Origin of the sequence: Luteipulveratus flavus (assembly GCF_029439465.1) — a bacterium.
GTDB classification, from domain to species: domain Bacteria; phylum Actinomycetota; class Actinomycetes; order Actinomycetales; family Dermatophilaceae; genus Luteipulveratus; species Luteipulveratus flavus.
Genome location: NZ_JAROAV010000023.1, coordinates 38,970 through 56,215 on the forward strand (window position 1 = coordinate 38,970; position 17,246 = coordinate 56,215).

At 70.0% G+C, this 17,246-nt stretch carries 16 protein-coding genes; 8 read left to right on the forward strand and 8 right to left on the reverse strand.

Going from position 1 to position 17,246, the window contains the following annotated elements; genetic code table 11:
- Positions 1–79: 79 nt before the first annotated feature.
- From P4R38_RS06395 to trxA, 5 genes are all read left to right on the forward strand, one after another.
- The gene (locus tag P4R38_RS06395; RefSeq protein WP_277191502.1) at positions 80–1,858 is read left to right on the forward strand and encodes a protein kinase family protein; all 1,779 of its coding nucleotides are present in this window, start codon (positions 80–82) and stop codon (positions 1,856–1,858) included.
- Complete coding sequence (sigM, locus tag P4R38_RS06400) at positions 1,855–2,421, forward strand: RNA polymerase sigma factor SigM (protein ID WP_275237849.1); 567 nt, start codon at positions 1,855–1,857, stop codon at positions 2,419–2,421. The genes P4R38_RS06395 and sigM overlap by 4 nt, the downstream gene beginning before the upstream one ends.
- A 435-nt stretch (positions 2,422–2,856) precedes the next feature.
- A complete protein-coding gene (locus tag P4R38_RS06405) occupies positions 2,857–3,519 on the forward strand; it encodes a hypothetical protein (protein WP_277191503.1) in 663 nt (220 codons plus the stop codon).
- Positions 3,520–3,665: 146 nt separating this feature from the next.
- Positions 3,666–4,706, forward strand: coding sequence for a thioredoxin-disulfide reductase (gene trxB, locus P4R38_RS06410; RefSeq protein ID WP_409201240.1), 1,041 nt, complete (start codon positions 3,666–3,668; stop codon positions 4,704–4,706).
- A 48-nt stretch (positions 4,707–4,754) separates the two neighbouring features.
- Positions 4,755–5,081, forward strand: coding sequence for a thioredoxin (gene trxA, locus P4R38_RS06415; protein ID WP_409201241.1), 327 nt, complete (start codon positions 4,755–4,757; stop codon positions 5,079–5,081).
- A 120-nt stretch (positions 5,082–5,201) separates the two neighbouring features.
- Here trxA and P4R38_RS06420 read toward each other — a convergent pair whose 3' ends face one another.
- The 8 genes from P4R38_RS06420 to rpmH all read right to left on the reverse strand — a co-directional run bounded on the left by P4R38_RS06420 (position 5,202) and on the right by rpmH (position 11,870).
- On the reverse strand, positions 5,202–6,332 hold the full coding sequence (locus tag P4R38_RS06420) for a ParB/RepB/Spo0J family partition protein (protein ID WP_277191504.1): 1,131 nt from the start codon (positions 6,330–6,332) through the stop codon (positions 5,202–5,204).
- Positions 6,333–7,073: 741 nt separating this feature from the next.
- Entirely contained in the window at positions 7,074–7,961 is an 888-nt protein-coding gene (locus P4R38_RS06425) for a ParA family protein (RefSeq protein WP_277191505.1), read from the reverse strand.
- A 579-nt stretch (positions 7,962–8,540) separates the two neighbouring features.
- Positions 8,541–9,278: a 16S rRNA (guanine(527)-N(7))-methyltransferase RsmG gene (rsmG, locus tag P4R38_RS06430; RefSeq protein ID WP_277191506.1), complete on the reverse strand. Its 738-nt coding sequence runs from the start codon at positions 9,276–9,278 to the stop codon at positions 8,541–8,543.
- Between the two features lie 13 nt (positions 9,279–9,291).
- Positions 9,292–9,921 carry a Jag family protein gene (locus P4R38_RS06435; RefSeq protein ID WP_275237855.1) on the reverse strand — a complete coding sequence of 210 codons (630 nt, stop codon included), beginning with the start codon at positions 9,919–9,921 and terminating at the stop codon, positions 9,292–9,294.
- A gap of 51 nt (positions 9,922–9,972) precedes the next feature.
- Positions 9,973–10,983 carry a membrane protein insertase YidC gene (yidC, locus tag P4R38_RS06440; protein WP_277191507.1) on the reverse strand — a complete coding sequence of 337 codons (1,011 nt, stop codon included), beginning with the start codon at positions 10,981–10,983 and terminating at the stop codon, positions 9,973–9,975.
- Positions 10,984–10,991: 8 nt separating this feature from the next.
- On the reverse strand, positions 10,992–11,297 hold the full coding sequence (gene yidD / locus P4R38_RS06445) for a membrane protein insertion efficiency factor YidD (RefSeq protein ID WP_275237857.1): 306 nt from the start codon (positions 11,295–11,297) through the stop codon (positions 10,992–10,994).
- The gene (rnpA, locus tag P4R38_RS06450) at positions 11,294–11,689 is read right to left on the reverse strand and encodes a ribonuclease P protein component (protein ID WP_277191508.1); all 396 of its coding nucleotides are present in this window, start codon (positions 11,687–11,689) and stop codon (positions 11,294–11,296) included. The genes yidD and rnpA overlap by 4 nt, the downstream gene beginning before the upstream one ends.
- Before the next feature lie 43 nt (positions 11,690–11,732).
- Positions 11,733–11,870 carry a 50S ribosomal protein L34 gene (rpmH, locus tag P4R38_RS06455; protein ID WP_050671264.1) on the reverse strand — a complete coding sequence of 46 codons (138 nt, stop codon included), beginning with the start codon at positions 11,868–11,870 and terminating at the stop codon, positions 11,733–11,735.
- Positions 11,871–12,365: 495 nt separating this feature from the next.
- Here rpmH and dnaA point away from each other — a divergent pair, with 495 nt between their 5' ends.
- The 3 genes from dnaA to gnd all read left to right on the forward strand — a co-directional run bounded on the left by dnaA (position 12,366) and on the right by gnd (position 17,050).
- A complete protein-coding gene (gene dnaA, locus P4R38_RS06460) occupies positions 12,366–13,808 on the forward strand; it encodes a chromosomal replication initiator protein DnaA (protein ID WP_277191509.1) in 1,443 nt (480 codons plus the stop codon).
- A gap of 998 nt (positions 13,809–14,806) precedes the next feature.
- A complete protein-coding gene (dnaN, locus tag P4R38_RS06465; protein WP_275237915.1) occupies positions 14,807–15,937 on the forward strand; it encodes a DNA polymerase III subunit beta in 1,131 nt (376 codons plus the stop codon).
- Positions 15,938–16,057: 120 nt separating this feature from the next.
- Positions 16,058–17,050, forward strand: a complete 993-nt coding sequence (gene gnd, locus P4R38_RS06470) for a phosphogluconate dehydrogenase (NAD(+)-dependent, decarboxylating) (protein WP_409201242.1) — start codon at positions 16,058–16,060, stop codon at positions 17,048–17,050.
- Positions 17,051–17,246 lie beyond the last annotated feature (196 nt).

The window sequence follows — 17,246 nt, forward strand, 5'->3', positions numbered from 1 at the left end:
AGAACTGTGCGAGCGACGACCGGCGTCGCCGACACGACGCCGGCACCGCCCCGTCCGGGGCTGACGACGAGGAGCATGTGTGGAGGGGATCAGCCGCGGCGTGACCCTGGGTGGCCGGTACGAGCTGGGTCGCGCGCTCTCCAGCCGGGACGACGTCGAGCAGTGGATCGCCACCGACTCCACCCTCGGCCGTGAGGTCACGGTCACCTGCTTCGCGGCCGACCATCCGCACGGTGCTGGCGCCCTGGACTCCGCCCGCCGGGTGGCGGGCGTCGAGGACCACCGCCTGGTACGCGTCCTGGACGTCGGTTCCGACGAGGACGTCTCGTACGTCGTCGAGGAGGCCGTGCACCACGCCTCCTCGGTGGCCGCGCTGCTGCGCGAGGACAACCTCCCCTCCGAGGAGGTACGCCGGGTCATCGGCGAGGCCGCCTCCGGGTTGGAAGCGGCCCGGGCGCGCGGTCTGCACCACCTGATCCTCAGCCCCCACCACGTGCTGCGCGCGCGGGACGGCTCCATCCAGGTGTCCGGTGTCGCCATCGGCGCCGCGCTGGAGGGCCGCGACGACGAGCAGGCCTCCAACGCCTCGCGCGACGACGTGGTGGCGCTGGTCAAGGTCGCGTACGCCGGTCTCACCGGTCAGTGGCCCGGGCCCGACGAGGCACCGGGCGTCCCGACCGCGGAGCGGCGCGCCGACGGCCTGCTGCCCGGGCCGGCGGAGCTGGTGACCGGCGTCCCCGGCGACCTGGACACCCTGTGCCGGACCACGCTGAACGACGACGAAGGTCCTCTCACCCCGGGTGAGCTCGCCCGCCAGCTGTCGCCATGGTCGTCCGAACAGGTGTTCGGTGCAGGCGGCCGCGACCAGGTGGAGCAGAGGTCGGCCTCGGCCGCCCAGCAGAGCCGCCCGGCGGCGAAGGTCGCGGTCGGCAGTGCCGCCGCCACGGCCACCGCGACGGGTGCCGCGAGCCGGGCTGCGTCGTACGGCGAGGAGCAGGCGTCGCGCGCCCCGGCCCGCGAGGACGAGCCCACCATGGTGCGGGCGTTCGCCGGCGCCGACCCGGACGCCACGGCGGTCGGCCGTCCGCCCGCTCTCGACCACGACTTGACGACCACCTACCGGCCGATGTCGGTGCCGGCGCGGATCGACGAGGACGACGACTACGACGACGAGCTCGAGCCGCCGCTGCCGATGCTCAGCTACGGCCGCGAGGAGCCCGACCGCGACAGCAGCCGGCTGGCGCTCGGCATCGTCGCCGGCGTCGTGGTGCTGGCGCTCGTGCTCGGCTTCCTCGGCCTGCGCAGTCTGTTCAGCTCCGACTCGAACGAGGACACCACCGCCCAGCCCGGACCGTCCGTCTCGGCCAGCGCGTCCGCGACCGGTCCGACCGCGCGGCCGTCCACCCCGGCACCCGCACCGGCCGCCGGCCCGATCGCCGTCCAGTCGGTGAGCAGCTTCGACCCTGAGGGCGGCGGCAACGAGAAGGACGAGCTCGCCCGCTTCGCGATCGACGGCAAGCCGGACACCAAGTGGCGCACGTACATCTACACCAGCGACACCTTCGGGCGGATGAAGTCGGGCGTGGGGCTGATGCTCGACCTCGGCAGCGCCAAGGACGTCCGCAGCGTCGCGGTGTCGATCGACGGCGCACCGTCCAACCTGACCGTGTACGTCACCGACGTGAAGCGCCTCCGTGGGGCGAAGACCCTCGGCACCATCAGCGGCTCCGGGGAGCAGACAGCGGCTGCTTCCCAGCCGATCAAGGGCCGCTACGTGATCGTGTGGATCACCAAGCTCTCCCAGGAGCAGCGCTCCGCCTTCCGTGACCAGATCGCCGAGATCAAGGTGTCTTCATGACGCACCCGGACGCGCTCGCCGAGCGCTCTGACCGCGACTTGCTCGCTCAGCACTGCGCAGGGGACCCGAACGCGTTCGGTGAGCTCTTCCGCCGCCACAAGGACCGGATGTGGGCGGTGGCGCTGCGGACCTGCCGTGACCCCGAGCTCGCGGCCGACGCCGTGCAGGACGGCTTCATCTCCGCCTTCCGCCGGGCCGACTCCTTCCGTGGCGACGCCCAGGTGACCACCTGGCTGCACCGGATCGTCGTCAACGCCTGCCTGGACCGGCTGCGGCGCATCAAGCCGACCAGCGAGCTGCCCGAGTACGAGATGGCCGACCGGCACGATCATCACGGCTCGGTGGACGTCCGGCTGGACGTGCAGGAGGCGCTGGCCAAGATCCCGGAGGGTCAGCGCATGGCGCTCACCCTGGTGGACATGCACGGGCTGAGCGTGGCGGAGGCGGCACAGGTGCTGGACGTCGCCGAGGGCACCATCAAGTCGCGCTGTGCTCGTGGGCGGTCCGCGCTGGCCGTCCTCCTGCAGGACCGACGTGGTGACGGCTATCCGCTGCCGCGCTGACCGCCCGGCGATCGGCGCCCGTACGACGGACCACGCGCGCGTCCTCCTCGCGGGAACCCGATCCCGGGGCTCCTCGTCACAGGCGCGATTGATGTTGGCCCACCTCCGAGCACCGACCCCTCCGGTCACGGTCACCTGCAGCGCCTCCGGGTGCGTGCGGGTGGTCCGCGTCCGGTCCTTCGAAGTTTTTGGGATCGGGACGGAACCCCCACTCGACATCCGTCGTCCTAACCATGTCCTGGCTCGACTGTGCCCAGCGCGCTGCGCTGTGCGACGGCCGTGTCAGACGTCGAGAGCCACCGCTCTCGTCGACGGAGATTTCGGAGGTTGCCAGTGAATGCACCCCAGTCCACTGGGGGGCCGACGTCGCACGACGACGACCAGGACCCCACCGGTGTGCGTGCTCTGCTGTCCTCGTTGCCGGACCCGGGACCGATGCCTGACGACGTCATGGCTCGTATCCAGTCCGCGCTGCAGCGGGAGCAGGACGACAGAGCCGGCTCGTCCGAGAACGTCACCCCCCTGGTCGGCCGCCCCACCGCGCCCTCGGCGGACGGTGCCAGCGCGGTGCCCGGCGGTCGTCGCCATGGTCGTGCCCGCTGGCTCGCCCCCGTGGCAGGACTGGGCGCCGCGGCCGCGATCGCGGTCGGCGCGCTCGGAGTCACGAAGGCGATGAACAACGACGAGGCCCCGCCCGCAGCCGCGCCGACGGCGTCGGCGACGGCTCCGGACGGCTCCGGCAGCGTCAACCCGATGGACAAGGTCAGCATCCAGAACTCCGGCCGCGACTACACGGCGGCGGGGCTCACCACGGAGGCTGCCGCCCTCAAGACGCAGTCGGGCAGCATCGACCCGATTCGCGCCGAGGCGATCGGCCTCGGCCCGGCGGCGACGGCCCGCGGCCTGCTGGACTGCCTCAAGGGTCTCGGCCCCCAGCTCGTCACCGCCGACCGCATCGCTGCGGACTTCGGGATGTACGAGGGCAAGCCGGCGATCGTCGTCGTCATCACCGACAACGGCAAGAGCAACGTGTGGGTCTTCTCCCGGCAGTGCTCGCAGGGCAGCGGCAAGATCGCCGGTCCCACCCAGCTGACCTAGCCGCCTCCGGCTGAGCCGGATCGGGCGCCGGCCGCGTGACGCGCGGCCGGCGCCTCCCGTTGGCCGGCGTCGCGTGCCCGTGGGGTCCGGGAATGGCCACCGCCTACGATTCGTTGAGGCCAGTACGCATCCCGCGTCCTTCCGCCATGACCCGAGATAACCGGAGGCTCCCTGTGACCACAGACCGTGTCGACGATGCCGGCCAGGTGCGCAACCTGATCATCATCGGCTCAGGCCCGGCCGGGTACACCGCGGCGGTCTATGCGGCCCGCGCGAACCTCGAGCCCCTGGTCTTCGAGGGTTCCGTGACCGCCGGTGGTGCGCTGATGAACACCACGGAGGTCGAGAACTTTCCCGGTTTCTCCGACGGCATCATGGGCCCGGACCTGATGGAGCAGATGCGTGCCCAGGCCGAGCGGTTCGGCGCCGACCTGGTCCGCGACGACGTCGAGTCGGTCGACCTGACCGGGCCGGTCAAGGTCGTCACCGACGGTTCCGGCACCACCCACCGGGCGCGCGCCGTCATCCTGGCGATGGGCTCGGCGTACCGGGAGCTCGGCCTGCCGGACGAGCAGCGGCTCTCGGGCCACGGCGTCTCGTGGTGCGCGACCTGTGACGGGGCGTTCTTCCGCAACCAGGACATCGCGGTCGTCGGCGGCGGTGACTCGGCGGTCGAGGAGGCCACGTTCCTCTCGCGCTTCGCCAGCTCGGTGACCATGGTGCACCGCCGCGACGAGCTGCGCGCGTCCAAGATCATGGCCGAGCGCGCGGAGAAGGACGACAAGATCTCCTTCGCCTGGAACAGCGAGGTGTCCGCCATTCACGGCGATGCCAAGGTGTCGGGCTTGACCCTGCGCGACACGGTGACCGGCGACGAGCGTGACCTCGCGGCGACCGGTCTGTTCGTCGCCATCGGTCACCTGCCCCGCAACGAGCTGGTCCGCGGCCAGATCGACCTGGACGACGAGGGCTACGTCCTGGTCGACGGCCGCTCCACGCGGACGAACCTGCCCGGCGTCTTCGCCTGTGGTGACCTGGTCGACCACACCTACCGCCAGGCCATCACGGCCGCCGGCTCCGGTTGTGCGGCCAGCCTGGACGCCGAGCGGTACCTTGCCGCGCTCGACCCCGAGGCCGAGCGCGAGCGTGGCGGCGCGGCCGAGGAAGCCGTACCCGCGACCCTCTGAGACCTGAAGACCTTCCAGACCCCAGCCCAACCCGGAGAGAGGACACCCATGGGTGCTACCAAGTCCACGACCGACGCAACGTTCGAGGCCGACGTCCTGCAGAACCCCAAGCCCGTGCTGGTCGACTTCTGGGCGGAGTGGTGCGGGCCGTGCCGCGCGGTCGCGCCCATCCTGGAGGAGATCGCCGCTGAGCACGCCGACAAGATCGAGGTCGTCAAGCTCAACACCGACGAGAACCCCGCCACCTCCGCGAAGTACGGCATCACGGGCATCCCGACGATGAACGTCTACGTCAACGGCGAGGTCGTCAAGACCCTGGTCGGCGCTCTCCCGAAGCCGAAGCTGGTGCGCGAGCTGGACCAGTTCATCGGCTGATCCATCGCTTGCACGACGAAGGGCCTCACCGCGGCGGTGAGGCCCTTCGTCATGATCGGTGCAGCCGAGATCTGTTGTGCCCCAGCCAGATCCAGGAGCCGTCGTCCGATCTCTTGTCGGTCAGGAGCGCTCGAGGCCGAGCTGCTGGACGATGCGGTCGAGGTCGTCCACCGAGGCGAACTCGACAGTCAGCTTGCCCTTGCGCTTACCGAGCGCGATGGCGACGCGGGTGTCGAGCCGGTCCGACAGCTTCGCAGCGATGTCCTCCAGGTGCGGGTGCCGGCCACCCATCCGCGGCGAGCTGCGACGAGCCTTCGACTGGTCGCCGCCGAGCGCCACAATCTCCTCGACGGTGCGCACCGAGAGTCCCTCGGCCACGATCCGCTGCGCGAGGCGCTCCATCGCCGCACCGTCGCCGAGACCCAGCAGGGCCCGCGCATGCCCGGCGGACAGGACACCGGCGGCCACGCGACGCTGGACCAGCGGCGGCAGCTTCAGGAGCCGGAGCGTGTTGGAGATCTGCGGACGCGACCGGCCGATGCGACCAGCCAGCACGTCGTGCGTGCAGCCGAAGTCGTCGAGCAGCTGCTGATAGGCGGCGGCCTCTTCCAGCGGGTTCAGCTGGGCGCGGTGCAGATTCTCCAGCAGCGCGTCGCGCAGCAGATCGTCATCGGTCGTGCTCCGGATGATGGCCGGAACCGTCGTCTTGTCCGCCTCCTTGCTCGCTCGCCAGCGACGCTCCCCCATGATGAGCTCGTACGCCGGGCCCGAGCCGTCCTCGCCGCGCTCGGCCGCCGGGATGGGCCGGACCACGATCGGCTGCAGGACGCCGATCTCCCGGATGCTGTGCACGAGCTCGGCCATGTCGTCCTCGTCGAAGACCTGGCGCGGCTGCTTCGGGTTGGGTCGGATGGCACCGATCTCGATCTCGGCGAACTCCGCACCCGGCACCGGCGCGAGCGACTCCCCCGTAGGCACGACCGGCGCGGTGGAAGCCGCCGGAGAGGCGGTCGCCACACTGTCGCCGCTTGCGCTCGACTCGGACGGAGAGCGCTCAGCGGCGTCGTCCGGACGAGGGCTCTCGATCACGGCGGTGGTGGTGCCGCCCGCTGCGTTCGTCGAGCTGTTTCCCGTGGAACCTTGGCCGCTGCGGTCATTGAAGAACACATCGCTCGGGCGGGTGGTCCCTGCAGGTGCACTCGGTATGAGCGCGCCCAGCCCTCGCCCCAGCCCTCGCCGCTTGTCGCTCACTCTGCCTCCAGTTCGGTCCGGGGCACCGGACTCCCGATGCCGGTCGACGTACGCCGTCCGGCGACAGCCAAGACTACTGGCCGACCATCGCTGAACCGGACAGACTCGCGGTTCTCGCCCGGCGCGCATCGCGCGGCAGGTCACGTCGTGTGGCCGGTCGAGCACCGGGATCCGAGGATGACGTCGCCCGCAGGCACCGTCTGCTGCCGACATCCCGCGATCCGGGGTCGTGGGCCGTGCGCAGCGCCACTCGGTCCAGCGAATGGCGTGCCCGACGCGACGTTCGCAGTTTCGTCGTTTCACGGGAAACGGGACGCCCGCGACGGTGAGGTCGCGATCGATGTGCACGACTGACGTCGTCCACCCCTTCGGTTGGCCGAGTCTCGCATCGAGGTGGTGGCAGAGCGTCGTTTCACGGGAAACGACGCCGGGTCCAGCATCAGAGCTGTTCCCCGTCGGATCCGCCAATTCACCATGAGTGCACCCCCGTCGACTGCCTCGGTCGTCGGACAGCTCTGAGCACAACTCGTCATCAGAGCCGAGGTCGACACGCGCTCGGTCAGCTGACCCAGAAACCCCCTCCCAGTGCACGAGGAGAAGCTGCATCGTGTGGTTTCCCGTGAAACACACACCAGCAGCAGGCGAGACAGGCGTCGCAGGGGTAGCGACGCCCACCCGACCACCACATGTTTCCCGTGAAACGTCGTTCAGCGTGCTGACGAGGAGACCGGCCGGGTCGAGCTACTGGCCGGAGGGCTCTCCGCGCAGCGCGAGCTCGGTCGCGGCCTCGGCGTAGGACAACGCACCGCTGCTGGCGGGGTCGTAGGTCATCACCGTGAGGCCGTGGCTCGGAGCCTCGGAGATTCGTACCGATCGCGGCACGCTGCTGCGCAGCACCGTGTCCGGGAAGTGGGTGCGAACCTCCTCCGCGACCTGGGCGGACAGCCGCGTCCGAGCGTCGTACATCGTCAACAGGATGGTCGAGATGGCGAGAGCCGGATTGAGGTGCTTGCGGATCAGCTCGATGTTGTTGAGGAGCTGACTCAGGCCCTCGAGCGCGTAGTACTCGCACTGGATCGGGATGAACACCTCGCGCGCCGCCACGAACGCGTTGACGGTCAGCAGGCCGAGGCTCGGCGGGCAGTCGATCAGGACGTAGTCGTACGCCTCCTCGCCGAGCTCGTCCACGTGAGCGGTCAACGCACGGTTCAGCCGCTGCTCCCGAGCGACCAGCGAGACCAGCTCGATCTCGGCGCCGGCCAGGTCGATCGTCGCGGGCGCGCACCACAGTCCCTTGATGTCGGGGCACTCCTGGACGATGTCGCGCATGGGCTTGCCCTCGACGACCACGTCGTAGACGGACGGCACCTCGGCGTGATGCTCGATGCCGAGCGCCGTGCTCGCATTGCCCTGCGGGTCGATGTCGATCACCAGGACTCGCAGGCCGGCCTGAGCGAGGGCAGCAGCGACGTTGACCGTCGTCGTCGTCTTGCCCACGCCCCCCTTCTGGTTCGCAACCGTCATGACGCGCGTGCGTTCCGGCTTCGGGACCTTCGTCTGGGCGATCCTGGTCCGCCGCCGAACCTGATCCTCGAGCTCGCGGGCGATGGGGGTGTCTGCGTCCTGCATCGTCTCCACAGCGGCCGTTGAGAACTCCGAGCCCAGCGTCGCCGCCCGGGGCGCATCCGAGGTAGTGGTTTCACGGGAAACCGGCGCAACCGACTGAGCGGCATGCGGGGTCACGCCCGCGGACGCGGGGGTCTCACTCCGAGAGCGGTCCGTCGACAGATCGGACGAACTCCTCCCGCCTCTCGACCACTGCGGGTCGGACGGTCCGGTTTCACGGGAAACATCGACAATGGCGTCGACGTCAGGCGGCTCGGTGCGGTCGCCCACGGGCATCTTCGGGTTCCGTTCGTGAGGTCCTCCCGCCGGCGCGGGACGAAGGTCGTCATCAGCTCGCTGCACCGCAGCGAGCTCTTCCAGTGCGTTCGAGGCCTGCTGACCGGCACGCCGTGCCTGGTCCACGCCGCTGACCCGGATCGTCGGCTCGGCACGCCGATCGATGTCCTGAGTCACGAGGACGAGATCGGGTGGCCATCCGACCGGTGTCGGCGAAGGTTGCGGTGCTGCGCCTGCCCATCCCACGGGCGTCGTCGTCCCTACGTGCACCTCGCCGCTCCGTTCTGCTCGAGTCAGTAACCTGCCTCACTGGCGGCGTTGCCGACGCTTGGCCCGCTTCTTCTCCGCGCTCTGGGCCGGTCCTGCGCCCACGGGCGTCCGCAGCCGAGGAGCAGTCCCATCGACATGCAGGACCACAACTCGGCTCGGCGGATCCACCAGGCCTTCACCGTAGGTGGCAACCGACGAGTCCGCGACCCGGAGACGCTCGAGAACGGACGCGTCCTCGGTGAGCTCGATCGACGCCCGCTCGCCCTTGAGGGCCACCATCATTCCACCCGGACGGAGCAGAGGCAGGGACAGACGCGCCAGCTCGCCCAGACGAGCCACCGCACGCGACGTGGTCGCGTCGGCGTCGAGGCTCCCCCACAGCTGCTCGGCCTTCGCTCGCCTGACCTCGACGTTCGTCAGGCCCAGGTCGTCCGCGACCTGCTCGAGCCACCGGGTGCGCCGCTCGAGGGGCTCGACGAGGACGAGGCGCAGATCCGGCCTCGCGATGGCCAGCACCATCCCGGGGAGGCCGGCCCCCGCCCCGACGTCCGCCACCCGGATCGATTCAGGGAACGCCGGATGAATCGCGGCGCAGTTGAGGACGTGGCGGTCCCAGAGCCGGGGCACCTCGCGCGGCCCGATCAGACCGTGCGAGACACCGGTGTCAGCGAGATGGGCGACGTACGCCTCCGCCACAGCCAGCCGGTCGCCGAACAACGGCTCCGCAGCGGGCGGAGCGGGTGGCGCCGGCGACGCGGCACCCTCAGGTTCCACGTGAAACGCGACCTCAGTCGGCGGGCAGGACCACGACGTAACGCCGCGGCTCGGACCCCTCGGACTCCGAGGACAGGCCAGCGGCGAGGACGGCGTCGTGCACGACCTTGCGCTCGAACGCCGACATCGGCGTCAGCGCCGCACGCTCGCCCGTGGAGCGGACCTGCTCGACGACCGACTCCGCCTCCTTCACCAGCGCGGCGCGGCGGTCGGCGCGGTAGCCCGCGACGTCCAGCATGAGGCGGCTGCGATCGCCGGTCTCCGCCTGAACGGCCAGCCGCGTCAGCTCCTGGAGTGCCTCGAGAACCTTGCCGTCGGTACCCACCAGGCGGCGCGGGACCCGGCCGTCCTCGCTGTCCACGATAGAGATGGCGGCGCGGTCACCCTCGATGTCGACGTCGATGTCGCCGTCAAGGTCTGCGATGTCCAGCAACGTCTCCAGGAAGTCCGCCGCGATCTCGCCCTCGTGCTCCAGGTCGGACGCCGAGCGCTCCCGGGATCGCGTGCGTCCGGTGTCGCCGTCCTGGGTAGCGTCGTCGACCGTCTCGACCGTGGTCGCGGTCTGCGCGGCGTGGTCCTCCGTCTGCGTCTCGAGGTCCGCCTCGTCGAGGCCGGAGGTCTGCGAGATGTTCTGATCCGTCATAGGGGTCGCTCCAGGTGAGAGGTACGGGGAAGAGTCGGGTGGGCGAGCGCGTCAGCGCTTGCGGCGTTGGCTGTTGCGCTTGGGCTGGACGCGCTGGCCGCCGCCCTTACCTGCCTGCTGACCGCCGGAGTTGCTCCGGCCGGGCGTACCGGAGGGCTTCGCCTCCGCGGTCGGCTCATCCTCGTCGCGCGCGCCCAGTCCGGGGACCGTGAGCTTCTTGGTGATTTTGCCCTTGGCGCGGTTCCGCTCCTCGAGAGCCTTCTCCGCCGCCGAACCCGGTGCCGGCATGCGGCGGATGACGTAGAACTGCTGGCCCATCGACCACAGGTTCGTCACCAGCCAGTAGATGAGGACGCCGATCGGGAAGTTCGGGCCGGTGATGAAGAAGATCAGCGGCATCAGGTACATGATGTACTTCTGCTGCTTGGCCATCGGGTTGTCCAGGGCCGACGCCGGCATGTTCTTGGTCATCAGCTGACGCTGCGTCGTGAACGTGGTCAGCGACATCAGCACGATGAGGACCATCGTCACGATCTTGGCCGCGGCACCGTGGGAGTTCAGGAACGTCGAGGACAGCTGCGCACCGAACAGCGTGGAGTTCTCGGCCTGCCCCGCCAGCTGCTTGGTCAGCGGGCCGATCGGGTCCTTGCGGCCGTCCGCCATCTGCGGGAGGCCGTGCAGCACCCGGAACAGCGCGAAGAAGAACGGGCTCTGCAGCAGGATCGGAAGGCAGGAGCCGAACGGGTTGGTGCCCGTCCGCTTGTACAGCTCCATCGTCTCCTCGGTCATCTTCTGCCGAGACTCTTGATCCTTCTTGCCCTTGTACTTGGCCTGGATCTTCTGCATCTCCGGCTGGATCAGCTGGAGGCGGCGCGAGGACTTGATCTGCTTGACGAACAGCGGGATCAGCAGGATCCGCAGCACGATCACGAGACCGACGATGGACAGCGCCCACGTCCAGCCGTTGTCCTCGGGAAGCCCGAGGAAGGTGAACGCCTTGTGGAAGCCGACCATGATGGTCGCGACGAACCACTCGAGGGGGAACAGGATGGTGTCGAGCATGAAGATCCTCAGTGCGGGTGGTGCAAGGGCGAGGGACGGGTGGTGCCGGACGCCGGACGGTCACCACGCTGCGGAACGTGGTCGACACCTCCCGGGTTCCACGGGTTGCACCGCAGCAGGCGACGAACCGCGAGCCAGGTGCCCTTGATCGGACCGAAGCGACGGAGCGCGGTGACGGCGTACGCCGAGCAGCTCGGCGTGAACCGGCAGCTCGGCGGGGTCAGCGGGGAGATCAGTCGCTGGTAGATCTGGACCAGCCAGATCAAGGGCAGTGCGGCGATGCCGGCCGCACGAGATCCGCGCGGCTCACTCATCGCAACCGCCCCAGCGTCTGGTCGAGCAGCCGGTCGTACTCCGCGGCGAGCTCGCCGGTCGACGCACCGGCCGCGGCCGGCTGCGCGCGGACGACGACGCCGACGCCTCCTGGTACGCGGTCCAGCCGGGCCCGCGCGATGTGTCGCAGGACACGCTTCGTGCGGTTGCGGACCACGCTGCCACCGACGGCCTTGGAGACGACGAAGCCGACGCGCGGGAGGGAACCCTCACCGGCGTCGGCGTGGTCGTGCCCGGCACCGAGCCGGGCCACGTGCAGGACGAGGAGCCGGCCACCGCTGCGCGCGGACGGCAGACGGACGTCGTCACGACGGCCACGCAGCACCGACCGGTAGTCGGCGGCGACCCGGAGTCGGTGACTCGCCGGCAGCACAGCCAGTCCCGACCTGGTCAGCCATGACCGCGCGAGGTCGCGATCAGGCCGACAGGCGAGCGCGGCCCTTGGAACGGCGCGACGCCAGGACGGCGCGGCCGGCGCGGGTCCGCATGCGCAGGCGGAAGCCGTGCTTCTTGGCGCGGCGGCGGTTGTTGGGCTGGAAGGTGCGCTTGCTCACGGCGGTCTCCGTCGGTCCATTTCGGGCGGGCGGGCGAAGCCCACCAGCATCTGTGGTCGTGGTGACGCCCTCAGGGCGTCGGCGTGCCAGGTCACGGCCGCTGTCGGAAGCTCAAGGTGTGGACCCGGGGCCGCTCACCGGAGAGCGATACGGGACGATCACCATGAGCATGCGAAAACGGCCATGGCAAGGCACGGTCTCGACAACGATACGGGTCGCGGAGAACGCCGGTCAAACCGGCGCGAACCCACAAACACTCCATCCAACCGCCGCCCGACCCCGGGATCGAGACGACACGCCGGACGGATGGCCATGGCACGCCGTCCGGCACCGATCCGGTGTTGCTCTGCGCTTCGGAGTCTTGTTAGCGTCAGGCCTTCCGAATCGCTCCACCTCTTCATGCACAGCCTGTGGATAAGCCTGTGGATCGCGCTGCCTAGTCTCTAGGTTCGCTGGAGCAGCAGTCCCTGACACAGCGGAGAGGAGCGGCACCCGTTGAGCGAGCAGCAGCCGGATCTCGCGCACATCTGGCACTCCACCGTGGTCGCCCTCGAGAGCGCCGCCATCCCGGCCCGGGACCGCGCGTTCCTGCGCCTGACCCGGCTGGTGGGCCTCGTCGACCAGACCGCCCTGCTGGCCGTGCCGTACGAGCTGACCAAGGACTCGCTGGAGTCGACGCTGCGCGAGCCCGTGTGCCGCGAGCTGAGCAGCCACCTGCACCGTGAGATCCGTCTCGCCGTCACGGTGGATCCGCAGCTGCGGGCCTCGGTGGACGCCGCCCACGACGCTCGCGAGAGCGCGGAGCGTGACGCCCAGCCCGTCGAGGCCGACGAGGACCGGCACACGCCGCACCTGGTCCGGGTGCCCCCGCCGCCGAGCCGTCAGGCCGAGCCCGTCGCCGACGCGCGACTGAACCCCAAGTACACGTTCGACACCTTCGTCATCGGGGCCAGCAACCGGTTCGCGCACGCAGCGGCGTTCGCGGTCGCGGAGGCGCCGGCGAAGTCGTACAACCCGCTGTTCGTGTACGGGGACTCCGGGCTCGGCAAGACGCACCTGCTGCACGCGATCGGTCACTACGTGCGCAACCTCTACCCGAGCATGCGGGTGCGGTACGTGAACTCCGAGGAGTTCACCAACGACTTCATCAACTCCATCCGCGACGACAAGGCGAGCAGCTTCCAGAAGCGCTACCGCGACGACGTCGACGTACTGCTCATCGACGACGTGCAGTTCCTGCAGGGCAAGGATGGGACTCAGGAGGAGTTCTTCCACACCTTCAACGCCCTGCACGACAGCGAGAAGCAGATCGTCCTCACCAGCGATCAGCCGCCGAAGCGACTCAGCGGGTTCGCCGACCGGATGCGGTCGCGGTTCGAGTGGGGTCTGCAGACGGACGTCACGCCGCCCGACCTCGAGACGCGCATCGCGATCCTGCGCAAGAAGGCCATCGCCGAGCGGATGAACGTCCCCGACGACGTCCTGGAGCTGATCGCCAGCAAGTTCTCGACCAACATCCGGGAGCTCGAGGGCGCGCTCATCCGCGTGATGGCGTTCGCCTCCCTGTCGCAGCAGCCGGTCGACCAGCAGGTCGCGGGCTACGTGCTGAAGGACCTGGTGCCGAGCGCGAGCACCGGTCAGATCACGGCAACGCTGATCATGACCAAGACGGCCGACTACTTCCACGTCTCGGTGGAGGAGCTGTGCGGCTCGTCGCGGTCGCGGACCCTGGTGAACGCCCGGCAGATCGCGATGTACCTCTGCCGTGAGCTGACCGAGCTGTCCCTGCCGAAGATCGGGCAGCAGTTCGGCGGCCGGGACCACACCACCGTGATGCACGCCGATCGCAAGATCCGTCAGCTGATCGGCGAGCGACGGCCGATCTACGACCAGATCACCGAGCTGACCGGCCAGATCACCCGCGCCGCCGCGGGCTGACCCCGTTCTCCGCAGGTCGGACACCGTCCGGCCGGCCGACACCGCACCTTCATGCGGACGCCCGTCAGGGCGTCCGCATCGACGTCTCCCCCGCCCGCGCCCGCGAGCCCGTGACGTCGCACGCCGGCCGGACGTGCGGCCCTGTCCCGTCCTGACCGTCCGGTATGGCTCGCGGACGTCCCACCTCCACCGCAGCCTGCGACCTCCTCGCCGCCGACCGGCCGACGCCGACCTCGACCTCGCCTTGACCCTCAGACGACGAAAGTTGTCCACAGGCTGGGGACAAGCATGGGGATAAGCCTGGGGACCTTGATGTGGACACCGTTGTGGAGAACGCCGCGGGCCGTTCTGGGGCGCGTCTGGACGCCACACGGCTCAAGACCGGAATTCCGCGGGATCACAGGGAGATCGCCGGTGAACGAGCATGCTGCACCCGGTGTGCACGCTCGTTGTCCACAGGCTGGGGACAAGGCTGTGGGAAAGAGCACAGGAGTGGTCGACCGTCTCGTTCATCACACCTGCACCGCTCGTCACAGCGCTGCCGCCTCCCCAGACATGCGCACAACCTGTGGATGACCGGTCGACAATGTGGGGACGACGCCGGCGTACGCCCGGTTATCCCCAACCGCAGTGAGATATCCACAGGGTGGATCAACCGCCTGTGCACAACCCGGTCGCTCGGAATGACAGGTTCTGAGCCGCTTCTCCACAGAATCCACAACCGCTACGACGACGATCACCCTTCTCGACCTGCTCCGCTCCGCCCCGCGTACCTGGGGATGGACGGTCAGCACGCCGCCCCACCACCCGCACGATGTCTCCGGTCCCGTGAATGTTGGAAAGCACCCCGGACCCGACTAGGGTCGGCTCGCACCCGCTCATCGACGCGGGTGCTCTTCGTCCGGGGCGCTCGTGTGCCGTGCACCCCGGCACCACAGATGACGAACGTCGGCGCGGCCGGGCGACTCCGGCTCACCCGCAGGGCAAGGACGGTGGACGTGAAGTTCCGGGTCGATCGCGATGTACTGGCCGAAGCCGTCACCTGGGTCGTGCGCGGGCTGTCCCCGCGGCCGCCGGTCCCCGTCCTCGCGGGTGTGCTGCTGCAGGCCACGCCGGAGGGCCTCACCCTGAGTGCGTTCGACTACGAGGTGTCGGCCAAGGTCACCGTGGCCGCCGAGGTCGACGAGCCCGGCACCGTCCTGGTCCTCGGGCGCCTGCTCGCGGAGATCTCCCGGAGCCTGCCCAGCAAGCCGGTCGAGATCTCCACCGATGGCGCGAAGGTCCAGGTCACCTGCGGGTCGAGCCGCTTCAGCCTCCAGCAGATGCCGACCGACGACTACCCGACGCTGCCGGCGTCCCCCGACGCCAGCGGCAGCATCGCCGGCGACGTCTTCACCCAGGCCGTCGGCCAGGTGTCCATCGCGGCCGACCGCGGCGACACCCTGCCGATCCTCACCGGCGTCCGGGTCGAGATCGAGGGCGAGAAGCTCACCCTCCTGGCGACTGACCGGTACCGGCTGGCCATGCGGGAGCTCTCCTGGAACCCCGGCGCACCCGACGCCAGCCACGTCGCCCTGATCCCGGCGCGCACCCTCTCCGACACCGCCAAGGCCCTCGGGGCCTCCGGCTCGGTCGAGATCGCCCTCGGCACCGCGGCCGGGGGCGACGGACTGGTCGGGTTCGAGGCCGGCCAGCGCCGCGCGACCACCCGCCTGCTCGACGGCGAGTACCCCAAGGTGACCTCGATCTTCCCGACGAGCGTCGACACGACGGCGGTCATCGGCACCGCCTCGCTCACCGAGGCCGTCAAGCGCGTCTCCCTCGTGGCCGAGCGCAACACCCCGGTCCGGCTCCGCTTCAGCGAGGGCCAGGTCGCGATCGAGGCCGGTACGGGCGATGACGCACAGGCCAGCGAGGCGGTCGAGGCCACGCTGACCGGTCCCGAGCTGGAGATCGCGTTCAACCCCCAGTTCCTGCTCGACGGCCTGAACGCTCTCGGTACGGCGTACGCGCGGCTGTCGTTCACCCAGCCCAGCCGTCCGGCCGTCCTGTCCGGCCAGAGCGAGGCGGACGGCGACGCGGACGAGAGCTACCGCTACGTCCTCATGCCGGTTCGCTTCGCCAGCTGAGCAGCCTCACCGCGGGCAGGCGCGGCCCGACCTGCAACCCTCCGGTCGGGAAGACCCGGGCGTAGCGTCAGCGGTAACCATGACGGCACTCTTGACCGCGAGCACGAAGGAGCACGAGCGATGCAGCTGGGACTGATCGGCCTGGGCAAGATGGGCGGCAACATGCGCGAGCGGATCCGCCGCGCCGGCCACGAGGTCGTCGGGTACGACCGCAACCCCGACGTCAGTGACGTCGCCTCCGTCGAGGAGCTCGTCAGCACGCTCGCCGCGCCGCGCGTCGTCTGGGTGATGGTCCCGGCCGGCGGTCCCACCCGCGACACGGTCAAGCAGCTCGGCGACCTGCTGTCCGAGGGCGACATGGTCATCGACGGTGGCAACAGCAAGTTCACCGACGACCAGGTCAACGCCGACCTGCTGGCGCCGAAGGGCATCGGGTACGTCGACTGCGGCGTCTCCGGCGGCGTCTGGGGCCTGGACAACGGCTACGGCCTGATGTGCGGTGGCGACACCGCCCACGTCGAGCGCGCCATGCCGATCTTCGACGCGCTCCGGCCTGAGGGCCCCCGCGAGGAGGGCTTCGTCCACGCCGGCAAGGTCGGCGCCGGCCACTACGCCAAGATGGTCCACAACGGCATCGAGTACGGGCTGATGCACGCCTACGCCGAGGGCTTCGAGCTCCTGGAGGCCAAGGACATCGTCGAGGACGTCCACGGCTGCTTCAAGGCGTGGACCCGCGGCACCGTCGTCCGCTCCTGGCTGCTCGACCTGCTGGTCAAGGCCCTCGAGGAGACGCCCGAGCTGAAGGGCGTGAGCGAGTACTCCACCGACTCCGGCGAGGGCCGCTGGACCCTCGAGGAGGGCATCAACCTCGCGGTGCCGATGCCCGTCCTCGCCGCCGCGCTGTTCGCCCGCTTCACCTCCCGCCAGGAGAACTCCCCGCAGATGCAGGCCGTCGCCGCGCTGCGCGGTGAGTTCGGCGGCCACGAGGTGATGAAGTTCGGCGAGGAGCCCTGGCGCCAGGGTGGCAAGGAAGGGCAGGCGGAGGTCAGCCCGGCCGCCGAGGCCAAGAAGGACGACCGTCCCCGACCCGGCGCCAAGACCAGCGAGCACTGACCCGCGACCGGCGGGGCCGACAGCAGCACCCATAAGCCGAGCGCTGTACGCCGTCGCCTCCGGCTCCGGCGGGAGGGGCCTTGCGTCGCATCCATCCGCGCTCGCAAGCTCGCGCTCCCGCCAGACCCGACCACGCTCCTCCGGGCCCCTCCCGACTCCGCCTCCGCGGAAATGTCACCGGCGTAGTCGGCGGTGA

Bases quoted from the DNA above. Each gene is read 5' to 3' on its own strand.
- sigM (WP_275237849.1), top strand. From the start codon at position 1,855: ATGACGCACCCGGACGCGCTCGCCGAGCGCTCTGACCGCGACTTGCTC.
- P4R38_RS06405 (WP_277191503.1), top strand. From the start codon at position 2,857: ATGCCTGACGACGTCATGGCTCGTATCCAGTCCGCGCTGCAGCGGGAG.
- trxB (WP_409201240.1), top strand. From the start codon at position 3,666: ATGACCCGAGATAACCGGAGGCTCCCTGTGACCACAGACCGTGTCGAC.
- trxA (WP_409201241.1), top strand. From the start codon at position 4,755: ATGGGTGCTACCAAGTCCACGACCGACGCAACGTTCGAGGCCGACGTC.
- P4R38_RS06425 (WP_277191505.1), bottom strand. From the start codon at position 7,961: ATGCAGGACGCAGACACCCCCATCGCCCGCGAGCTCGAGGATCAGGTT.
- P4R38_RS06435 (WP_275237855.1), bottom strand. From the start codon at position 9,921: ATGACGGATCAGAACATCTCGCAGACCTCCGGCCTCGACGAGGCGGAC.
- yidC (WP_277191507.1), bottom strand. From the start codon at position 10,983: ATGCTCGACACCATCCTGTTCCCCCTCGAGTGGTTCGTCGCGACCATC.
- yidD (WP_275237857.1), bottom strand. From the start codon at position 11,297: ATGAGTGAGCCGCGCGGATCTCGTGCGGCCGGCATCGCCGCACTGCCC.
- gnd (WP_409201242.1), top strand. From the start codon at position 16,058: ATGCAGCTGGGACTGATCGGCCTGGGCAAGATGGGCGGCAACATGCGC.